1 protein-coding gene is annotated in these 472 nt (G+C 64.0%); it reads left to right on the top strand.

The window, feature by feature from the left end:
- Nucleotides 1-41 precede the first annotated feature (41 nt).
- Nucleotides 42-472 (top strand): ABC transporter ATP-binding protein (locus CRU95_RS16155; protein WP_258238752.1); only part of this gene is annotated, 431 nt, incomplete at its 3' end.

Here is a 472-nt window from a genome sequence, read left to right as displayed (position 1 = left end):
TTCTTCCTTTTCCCCCGTTTCCTGGGCCGGGGCCGGATCGCATGATGGTGTTCCAGGAATTCGATCAGCTGTTTCCCTGGAAGACCGTGCTCGCCAATGTCGCGTTCCCGATGCGCGAGAACGGCGTCTCGAAGACGGAGGCAGATGCTCGCGCCCGCGACGCCATCGCCAAGGTCAACCTGACGAAGTTCGCCGACGTATTTCCGCACATGCTGTCCGGCGGCATGAAGCAGCGTGTCGCCATAGCCCGCGCCATGGCGATGAAGCCCGACGTGCTGCTGATGGACGAGCCCTTCGCCGCGCTCGACGCGCTGACGCGCCGCAAGATGCAGGATGAATTGCTGCGGCTCTGGGACGACACGCAGTTTACCGTGCTCTTCGTCACCCACTCGATCGAGGAGGCGATCCGCATCGGCACCCGCATCCTGCTGCTCTCGCCGCATCCCGGCGAGGTCAAGGCCGCGCTCAACAG

Source organism: Arcobacter sp. F2176 (assembly GCF_004116465.1).
Classification (GTDB): Bacteria; Campylobacterota; Campylobacteria; order Campylobacterales; family Arcobacteraceae; genus Arcobacter; species Arcobacter siniprincipis.
The sequence above is the reverse complement of the archived record's forward strand: the minus strand, read 5'-3'. Positions and strand labels throughout refer to the sequence as shown.